Origin of the sequence: Paenibacillus sp. GCM10023250 (assembly GCF_042653205.1) — a bacterium.
In the GTDB taxonomy this organism is placed as follows: Bacteria; Bacillota; Bacilli; order Paenibacillales; family Paenibacillaceae; genus Paenibacillus_Z.
On record NZ_JBHSHY010000047.1, the window covers coordinates 26,592 to 36,187 of the forward strand.

At 61.2% G+C, this 9,596-nt stretch carries 9 protein-coding genes; 3 read left to right on the forward strand and 6 right to left on the reverse strand.

All coding sequences use genetic code 11. The features are described 5' to 3' along the window. The first annotated feature begins 172 nt into the window (after positions 1-172). The 3 genes from ACFPB1_RS23810 (at position 173) to pepF (ending at position 2,664) form a co-directional block, all read left to right on the forward strand. Positions 173-406 (forward strand): hypothetical protein, encoded by a 234-nt coding sequence (locus tag ACFPB1_RS23810; RefSeq protein WP_379228645.1) that lies wholly within the window; start codon positions 173-175, stop codon positions 404-406. A gap of 101 nt (positions 407-507) precedes the next feature. Then, positions 508-687, forward strand: a complete 180-nt coding sequence (locus ACFPB1_RS23815; RefSeq protein WP_379228646.1) for a hypothetical protein — start codon at positions 508-510, stop codon at positions 685-687. Positions 688-873: 186 nt separating this feature from the next. After that, positions 874-2,664, forward strand: coding sequence for an oligoendopeptidase F (gene pepF / locus ACFPB1_RS23820; RefSeq protein WP_379228653.1), 1,791 nt, complete (start codon positions 874-876; stop codon positions 2,662-2,664). Between the two features lie 139 nt (positions 2,665-2,803). Here pepF and ssuE read toward each other — a convergent pair whose 3' ends face one another. The 6 genes from ssuE to ACFPB1_RS23850 form a co-directional block, all read right to left on the reverse strand. Beyond that, the gene (gene ssuE, locus ACFPB1_RS23825; protein ID WP_379228647.1) at positions 2,804-3,364 is read right to left on the reverse strand and encodes an NADPH-dependent FMN reductase; all 561 of its coding nucleotides are present in this window, start codon (positions 3,362-3,364) and stop codon (positions 2,804-2,806) included. 196 nt (positions 3,365-3,560) lie between these two features. Continuing rightward, a complete protein-coding gene (locus ACFPB1_RS23830; protein ID WP_379228648.1) occupies positions 3,561-4,439 on the reverse strand; it encodes an ABC transporter ATP-binding protein in 879 nt (292 codons plus the stop codon). Between the two features lie 3 nt (positions 4,440-4,442). Further along, positions 4,443-7,307 (reverse strand): ABC transporter permease, encoded by a 2,865-nt coding sequence (locus ACFPB1_RS23835; RefSeq protein ID WP_379228649.1) that lies wholly within the window; start codon positions 7,305-7,307, stop codon positions 4,443-4,445. Positions 7,308-7,341: 34 nt separating this feature from the next. Then, positions 7,342-8,388, reverse strand: coding sequence for an efflux RND transporter periplasmic adaptor subunit (locus tag ACFPB1_RS23840; RefSeq protein WP_379228650.1), 1,047 nt, complete (start codon positions 8,386-8,388; stop codon positions 7,342-7,344). After that, positions 8,366-9,082, reverse strand: a complete 717-nt coding sequence (locus tag ACFPB1_RS23845; protein ID WP_379228651.1) for an ABC transporter ATP-binding protein — start codon at positions 9,080-9,082, stop codon at positions 8,366-8,368. Before ACFPB1_RS23845 ends, ACFPB1_RS23840 begins: the two co-directional genes overlap by 23 nt. Positions 9,083-9,329: 247 nt before the next feature. Continuing rightward, the coding region (locus tag ACFPB1_RS23850) for a DUF92 domain-containing protein (protein WP_379228652.1) at positions 9,330-9,596 on the reverse strand (267 nt) is incomplete at its 5' end.

Below are 9,596 nucleotides of genomic sequence, written 5' to 3' on the forward strand. Positions count from 1 at the left end.
CATCGGATCCCGTCAAGCCGCCCGCCCCCAAGCGGCGTCCGGAAGCGCATACCTATGGGCATATGGCGTCCGCAGGAGCGACACGGCGGGAGATGCGCGGCATTTGATTCCACCCCTGAAATTGGCTATCATGGGAAGATACTAGGCGCTTCATATGGAAGGGATGGTCTTGATGTTCAAGAAGGTACAAATTTATAAAACCGATAAATACAACATGCTCACCGTCGAAGTGCAGGGCAAAACGCTGATCGTGCGGGAAATTTCCGACCAATGGGGCGAGGAATGCCATACGTTCGTGAGCCGCCCGGAAATGCTGCATTGGGTGGAGAACCGCTTCCGTCCGGAGGACTTCGCGGGCCGGGAAGCGGAGCGCGACGCCATTATCGACGGTTTCCGCGCGATTTAGCCGGAACTCCAGGCGAATCCGGGAGGAAAACGATGCCTGTTTAGCGAACATAACCCTATGTAAATTTGCATAGGTTTGTGCGGAGGGGAGCTCACAGTCAGGTGGATACGACATCGACGATTATTTTCATCATCGCGGCATTTTCGCTCGGCGGCGTTCTGCTCATGCAGCGGAACAACATTCCCGCGAACTTGCGCAGAGGGCTGGCCATCGCGGCCATCGTCTTTATCGCCTTTGCTTTTTTTCTGATCGTTTACAGTTTCGCCACGATGGGAACATAACGCGAAGGCGGCCGGGTCAAACTAAGAGGCACATTCTGTCAAAGGAGCGTGACCTCCGGCGTGAAATGGCTGCCGATCGTCCTGTCGTTCTCGCTGCTGCAGGGCGGCGGGAACAGCTTGCTTCCGCAAGCATCCTATGCGAAATCTACCGATTCACCATCCCACACGAAGGCGAGGAGAGTTCCTATGAACCACGTACCGAAACGTTCCGAAACCGCACCCGAACACCGCTGGAAGCTCGAGGACTTATTCGCGGACCAATCCGCATGGGACAAGGAATACGCGCAAGCGAAAGAACAAATGAAGAGCGTCGAAGCGTACCAGGGCAAGCTGTCCGACCCGGCTCAGCTGAAGGCCTGCTTCCAGCTCGAGGACGATCTCTCGCTGAAGGTCGAACGCCTCTACGTGTACGCCAATATGAAGCATCACGAAGACACTGCCGAGCCGAACTTCCAGGCCCTGTCGGAGAAGTCGAAGAAGCTGAGCGTCGAGACGGGCGAAGCGCTGTCCTTCATCACGCCGGAAGTGCTGAGCCTCTCCGACGAAGCGCTGAGCGCGATGATCGAAAATCCGGACCTGGCGAAATACCGCCAGACGCTGGAAGAAATGCGCCGTCAGAAGGCGCATGTCCTCTCGAAGTCGGAGGAAGCGCTGCTCGCGCAGGTCGGCAACATCAGCCAAGCCCCGGGCACGATCTTCAGCATGCTGAACAACGCCGACCTCAAGTTCCCGAAGGTAAAGGATGAGAACGGCGAAGAGATCGAGCTGACCCAAGGCCGCTACATACAGTTCCTGGAAAGCAAAAACCGCGAGGTGCGCGAAGGTGCCTTCAAGGCGATGTACGAGACGTACGGCAAGCTGAAAAACACGATCGCCTCCACGCTGAACGCGAACGTGACGAAAAACATTTTCTACGCGCGCGCCCGCAAGTACCCGTCCGCGCTCGAAATGTCGCTGTACGGCGACAATATTCCGAAAGAAGTCTACACGAATCTCATCGCAACGATCCACAAGCACCTGCCGCTCATGCACCGGTACATGGAGCTGCGCAAGAAGCTGCTGAAGGTCGACGAGCTGCACATGTACGACCTCTTCGCTCCGCTCGTGGACGAGTTCAAGATGGACATCACGTACGAGCAGGCCAAAACGACGGTCAAGGACAGCCTGAAGCCGCTCGGCGAAGACTACTTGAACGTGCTGCAGGAAGGTTTCGAGAAGAGCTGGATCGACATCTACGAGAACGAAGGTAAACGGTCCGGCGCGTACAGCTGGGGCGCTTACGGCACGCACCCGTACGTCCTGCTGAACCATAAGGACAACCTGAACAGCATGTTCACGCTGACGCACGAGATGGGTCACGCGCTGCACTCGTATTACTCCGACACGAACCAGGATTACCGCGACGCGCAGTACACGATCTTCCTGGCCGAGGTCGCCTCGACGCTGAACGAAGCGCTCCTGATGGACTACTTGCTGAAGAAGTCGACCGATCCGAAAGAGAAGATGTACCTGCTCACCTACTACGCCGACCAATTCCGCACGACGGTGTTCCGCCAGACGATGTTCGCGGAGTTCGAGAAGATCATCCACGAGCGCGCGGAAAATGGCGACTCCTTGACGCCGCAGGACTTCAGCAAAATCTACTACGACCTGAACAAGCAATACTACGGCGACGGCATGGTCGTCGACAAGGACATCGAAATGGAATGGGCGCGCATCCCGCATTTCTATACGAGCTTCTACGTCTTCAAGTACGCGACGGGCTTCTCCGCGGCGACGAGCTTCTCGAAGCAGATCCTCGAGGAAGGCGCGCCTGCGGTCGATCGCTACCTTGGCTTCCTGAAGAGCGGCGGCAGCGATTATTCCATCAACATTTTGAAGAAGGCCGGCGTCGACATGTCGTCCCCGCAGCCGATCGAGGAAGCGATGAGCGTCTTCGAAAGCCTGATCGAGCAAATGGAGCAGCTGACCAAATAACGTCCCTGCACGCAAAAGCAGCGGCCTTCCCGGACCTGGGGTCCGGAATGGCCGCTGCTTTTTTTGCGTTTGCTAAGCGCTGCGAAGGCTGCCCGATGATTGCAAGGATGGCGGCGAAAGCGTTCGGCCTTCTCCCGGTTCAGCCATTCAGCGTACCGGCCGGCCCCTTCAGCAGCAGCGTCGTCTCGACGAGCGCCGCGACCGCGGCATTCAGTCGCTGCGCAAGCTCTTCTTCGAGCACGAAGCCGCCGTCGTCGGTTTTCAAGATTTGCGAGTCGACCGCATAGACGCCGGTTTCCACGTGCTTGGCGTAGAGCGCCGACAGCAGCGGCTTCAGCGCGAAATCGATCGCGAGCAGATGGGCGATCGTGCCGCCGATGAACAGCGGGAGCACGATTTTGCCGGTCAGCCCCTTCTGCGGCAGCAGATCGAGGAATGTCTTCAGCACGCCCGTGTACGACGCTTTGTAGACGGGGCTCGCGATGATGACGGCGTCGGCTTCCGACACGAGCCGGCTCGCCTCGGCGATCGCGGGACTGTCGAAGCGGGCGCCGATCAGGTCTTCGGCGGGCAGCGAGGCGACGTGCAGTTCGACGACCTCCCAGCCGAGCGACGTCAGCTTCTCGGTCGCGTACAGCGTAATGCCGTTCAGGCGGGATACCGGATTCGGGCTTCCGGAGATGATAATAGCTTTTGGCATAAGGAATGGCTCCTCCTCGTCGGGCGATTTATTGGCTTCATTATACACATATAATTCCTACCCGTAAACTATGAATTGAACAAAAAGCCGGACGGGCAGGCTCGAACCGGCGGCATCGAAACGGCCGCTTCCGTACGATTCCGGAAGCGGCCGCTCTGATGACGATATTCAGGACGATGGACGCGGGGCACGTCCGTTACGATTCCGGCGGATAGAGGATGATCCGTCCTTCTTCTTTCTCGACCCGGACCTTGTTCTTCTCCTTGAACTCGTCCGCCTGCAGGTAAGTGGACGGAATTTGCAGCCGGCCCGCCTTGTCGATGACGGCGTATTCGACGTGGCTCTCTTCCTCGAGCGCCGCCCCGTTCTCGAGCATGGCCAGCTCCTCCGCGTACGACTGCCGCCGGATGATCTCCGAGGACGTCTTCCCGTCGCGGATCGCGACGACGCGGTCGACCTTCCGGGCGAGCAGCGGATCGTGCGTGACGATGACGATCGTGATGCCGATGGTCCGGTTCAGCTCGCGGAACAGATCGAGGATCTGATTCGACATCCGCGTGTCCAGCGAGCCGGTCGGCTCGTCGGCGAGCAACAGCTTCGGCGAATTGGCCAGCGCGATGGCGATCGCCACGCGCTGCTGCTCGCCGCCCGAAAGCTCGCTCAGCCGATTCTTGATGCGGTGGCCGAGGCCGACCGCGTCGAGCAGCTCCAGCGCCCGCATCCGCTTGGTACGTCCCTTGAGCAGCATCGGCAGCTCCACGTTCTCGAGCGCCGTCAAGTACGGGATCAGGTTGCGGGCGTTGTTCTGCCAGACGAAGCCGACCGTCTCCCGCTTATATGCGACAAGGTCGCGCTCCGTGAATTTGAGCAGGTCTTTCTCGTCTACGACCAGACTGCCCGCGGACGGGCGGTCGAGCCCGCCGAGCATGTTGAGCAGCGTCGACTTGCCGCTGCCGCTGTTGCCGATGATGGCCATCAGCTCGCCGGATTCCACGTGCAGGTCCAAGCCCTGCAGGGCGACGACCTCCAGATCGTCGGTCTTATAGATTTTCACAAGCCCGTCGCAATGGATCATCGCTTATTCCTCCCCTAGCTTCAGCGCTTGCGTGATCTTCATGCGCGAGATGCGGATGCCGAGCACGGCCAGCCCGATCGCGAGCATGAGGCCGACGACGCCGTACAGCTGCGCGTAGTCGCTGAGCCGGCGCACGATTTCGAACGGCGGCACCTGGTCCGTCGCGCTGAACGACAGCTGGAAGAGCGGCACGAACAGGCTGCTGACGGTGTTGCCGATCACGACGCCGAAGAGGATCGCCGCAGCCGAGGTCAGCGCCTGCTCGCTCAGCAGCATGCCGATGATTTGCCGGAACGAGATGCCCATCGCCCGCAGGATGCCGAACTGAAGTGTCCGGCCGGACAGCGTCAGCACCCAGAACAGCAGGAAGCCGAAGAAGCTGATCAGCATCGAAATGACAAAGCCGAGCGTCATGACGCCGTTGATCGCCAGGCGGAACGGGTCATTGCTGGAACGGATGAGCAGCTGGTTCGCGTCGACGAGCTTCTCGATCGGGATGTCCTTCTTGATCAGATCATCGTAGATGACCTTGCTGCCGGCTCCCTCCTTCAGCTTGATCCACACCTCGTACGGCTCGAGCGCCAAATGATTCTGGATATACGGCAGCTGGCCGACGATCAGATTGGGCAGGCGGACTTCCGGGTCGTCCGCGTCGCCGGTTACCGGCAGCGGACTCCAGCCCGGCCAGTAATCGACGATGCCGTAGACGATGAAGTCGGCGCCGTCGAGCCCTTCCCACCGGGCCGAGATCGTGTCGCCCGCCTTAACCCCGTACTGCTTCGCCATGGAACGCGAGACGAGCACCGCCTTCGGGTTGGACGAGAGCAGGTTCAAATAGCTGTTGAGCGGATATTGCAGCAGCCCGCCGCGCATCCAAGCCACATGGCCGAATTCGTACGGATCGATACCGTACAGCGTTGCTGCGCCGTTTTCGCCGCCCGCGGAGAAGCTGGCGTCGTCCTTGCGGAAGACGCGCGCAGCGGATTCCACGCCGGCCAGCTCGGTCATCGTGATGAACGACGGCTCGGTATACGTGACGACCTTCGGCGCCGCGGCCGTCTCCTCCTGCGGCTGGCCCGGCGCGCCGGACGGCCCCGGCGGCGGCTTGTCGTTGTCCCAGTGAACGGACAGCTGAATGTCGGAGCCGGTGGTGTATTGAATCCGGTCCTCCATGTTGCCGTTGATGGTCCGGGCGGCGTTCGCGCTGAATAGTCCCGTCGCGACCGTCATGATCAGGAACACCTTAATGGTCAAATACTGGGTCGAGGAGCGGCTGATCTGCAGCAGCGTGGAATAGAGCGCCGGCGTCCACCATTTGCGGCCGATCCAGAACACCAGCTTCACGAACCAGGGATAGACACGCAGAATGAGCAGCCCCGCGCCGAGTGAGAACAGCGCCGGCATGAAAAAGATGAGCGGATCCACCTGAATCGAGGTCGGGTCCAGCGCGAGCGCCTTCAAATTGGATAATTGGCTGTTGAAGCGCGTCAGGAAGTACACCGAGACCACGAGCAGGATGACGTCCGCGCCGATCATATGCCAGAACGACAGCTTCGTGAGCCGCGCCATCCGCTGCTTGTGCCCGACGATCGTGACCCGTGTCGCGAGCAGCGCCGGGATGAGAATGAGCAGGATGGAGCCGGCGATCGCGGCGGCCGCGATTTTGTAGGCGGTGCTGTTCAGTACGACGTCGAGCGACGCCCGCTGGACGAATTCCAGGAAGCCGCTGGACGCGCCGAGTATCTTCGTGAAGAACACGCCGAGGAACGGCCCCGCCGCGAGCGCCAGCGCCCCGAGCAGCAGGCTCTCGATCAGGAATACCGTCATGATCTGCAGGCGGCTCGCGCCGCGGCTGCGCAGCACCGAGATCTCCGTCTTCTGCCGGTCGATGATCAGATTGGCCGCCATAAAGAGATAGAACGCGAGCATGAACATGACCGGCGAATACAGCGACCAGAGCATGAGGTTCAGCTTATCCTTCTTCTCCGTATAGGTGGCGATCGGATTTTTGGCGGGCATGTCGGCGTTGCCGATGCCGATCCGGGTATTGAAATAATTGTTGATCGCGTTGAACTGCGACACGTAAGTATCGATCCGGTCGATGTTCATCTGCGAATAATCGAGCGAATACTGCCAGCTGAGCAGCGAGAGCTTCAGCGGACCGGGATTCTCGACGAAATCATGATTGAACTGGTCGAACGGGATGTAGAACGCCGAGCTGCCCTCCAGGCTGAATTGATCGTAGGCGTTCGCTGCGTTTGCTTCCACGATGCCGACGGGGACGATTCGCAGCTGCGCGCCGGTATCCTTGTTCGTGTACACCAGCTCGCTGCCGAGGTCGCGCTTCAGGTCGATGATGAACTTCGGCGTCACGACCGCTTCGTACACGCCGTCCGTCCGGTTCGGGTTCGGCAGCCGCCCGTCGATGACCTTCACGCGCTTCTCGAGATCCGAGACGGCACGGAAGCTGCCGGACACCGTCATTTCCTTCTTTTCTTTCTCCGTCGCGTCCGCCGGCAGCACCCGGAACGATTGCGTCGCCCGCATGACGATATACGCCTGCACGTCCAGTCCCATCCGCTTCGGGGCGTCCGCCATGTAACGGTCCGCCTTCCGGATCAGCGACAGCTGCGCGCCGAACTCCCGTCCGCCCGAGACGGACGTCGCCGCCCGCAGCAGGCCGGGGTAAATGTTTTGGTCCTTCTGCAGCTGCTGCAGCTCCTTGAACAAGGTCCGCTGCAAAATCGCGTGCGAGTACAGCGGCATGGAGCTGAACAGCGCGACGCACAGCGTCAGCCCGAACCACAGATTCAGCTGCAGCCAGCGGTTTTTGGCCATTTTCCGAAAGATCATCGTCAATAATGCCATCGAATGGGTTCACCTCTTCTCGCCGATGCCGGGATCAGTTATTCAAAATGACCTTCATGCCTTCGTCCAATCCCTTCACGATCTCGACGTCCGTCTGGGTCATGAGCCCCGGCTGCACGTCGACTTCCTTGCGCCGGTCGCCTTCGGCTACCTGCACGTACGTGCGGCCCAAATACGTCCGCAGTCCGCTGCGCGGAATGACGATAACGCCGGTCTTCTTCTCGAGGCCGATGCGGATGTCGACCGACTTGCCGAGCTCGAGCTTAGCGGACTTGTCCGACAGGCCGACATAAAGCATCTTCGTATTGCGCTCATCGACGTCCTTGTTCCCGGTGAGCGGCGCGTCGAGCGGCCCTTGCAGCACCTTGCCCGTCATTTTCTTGCCGTCCGCGGTCACTTCGACCGGCATTTCGCGTTCGATGCCGGAGATGACCTTCGGGTCCTCCGCCGCATAGACGAGCTGCGTCTGCATCGGATCGGCGATCGTCACGAGCGGGGTATAGCCGTTGATGCCGTCGCCCGAGGACTTCGCGTCCGCGTAAGCGATGACCCCGGCGATCGGCGCGACCAGCTTGGCGGATTCCAGCTGGCCTAGCATGGAATCGAGCGTCAGCTGCTCGCGCTCCACGTCGATTTCTTTCAGGCGAAGATCGGTGCCCGTCGCGCCGTCGCGCCTGGCGGCGTTCAGCGCGATCCGGGCGCGCTCGAGGTTCAGCTTCTGGAGCTGCACGCGCAGGTCCAGGTCGCCCCGGTCGAGCTCGGCGATCAGCTGGCCGGCTTTCACGACGTCGCCCTGCGACACGAGAAGCGCCTTCAGGCGCCCGCTTTCTTTGTAATACAGCGGTACCGTATGGCTGGACGCGACGACGGCCGTGCCGGAGAAATATTTTTCGATCGTGCCTTTCTTGACGTCGACGGCGTCGACTTTCTCTTCGGCGGGCTTGATGAGAGGCGGCTGCAGCGTCGTCTGCTGCGCCGGCAGCAGGGAGCAGCCCGACATCAGCGAGGCGGCGAACATGAAGACGGCGGCTTGCTTGGCAAGCTGCTTGCGGCGGCGATTAGGCGTTTGGCTCTGCGACAATCTCTCCATCCTCCAGTGCTATGACGTGATCGACAATTTCCATAATGCCGGGGTCGTGGGTCGTCATGACGATCGTCATGCCGAGGTCCTCGACGAGATCGCGAAACACTTTGATGACCTGAAGCCCCATGCGGCTGTCCAGCTCGGCGGTCGGCTCGTCCGCCAGCAGCAGCGCCGGCCGGTGCGCGATTGCCCTCGCGATCGCCACACGCTGCTGCTCCCCGCCGGAGAGCTCCGGCGGCCGATGCTTCATGCGGCTCTTCATGCCGACCCATTCCAGCGCCTGCTCCGCCCGCTGCCGGTGCAGCGCGGGGTCGCTGCCGGCGATGCGCAGCCCGAACTCCACGTTCTCGTACGCCGACATGAGCGGGATCAGCCCGAAGGCTTGGAATACGAGGCCCAGGTGGGTCCGGCGCCAAGTGCTCCGCTGCTTCTCCGGCAGCTCGGAGATGATCCGCCCGTCGTAATAGACCTGCCCCTCCGTCGGCTGGTCCAGCGCCGCCAGCAGATTGAGCAGCGTCGTCTTGCCGGAGCCGGAGCGCCCCTTGAGCGCGATCATGGAGCCCGGCCTGATAGCGAGATCGATATTTTTGACAGCGGTTACAGCGTTGTCGCCGCGCCCGAACACCTTCTTGACGTTGACGGCCTTGAGCAGAGGCTGCGAGTTCGGCGATTCCGCCGCTACATTCGTCACGATCGGTCATTCCCCTTCCGCGTCTGTCCTATGAATTCGCTTTCATCAAGAGAGTTGGTTGTAAATTTTTTCTATCAGAGTTAGGATACTAGGGGATTACCCCCCTGTCAACCGGGATACCTATGACATTTAGGGGGGTAAATGAAAGGAAAAATGCGGTTGGCGCCTGGCGCGGAGCCTGGCCAACGGGGCGCGCGAGGGCCGGATGCGCCGCGAACTAGCGCGCCAGCGCGTTTCGACCGGCGCCTCAGGCGATGGCGCTGCCGATGGCCCACGCCAGCAAGCCGGCGACGGCTGAGGACGCGAAATTGACCGCGTCGTTGGTCATGAAGGCGAAGCCGCGGATCCGCTCGGCGGGCGCGCCGCAGTGAACGGCGCGCTCCGTCTCGCTGCCGCAGGCGCGGCAGCGGTACATGGCCTGCGCGGTCGCGCCGAGCGCGGAATCCGCGAAGGCGCCGGCCGTGCCCGCGGCGGCCGCGGCGGCCAGCAGCGCGCCGGGCGCGGCCAGCGCGGG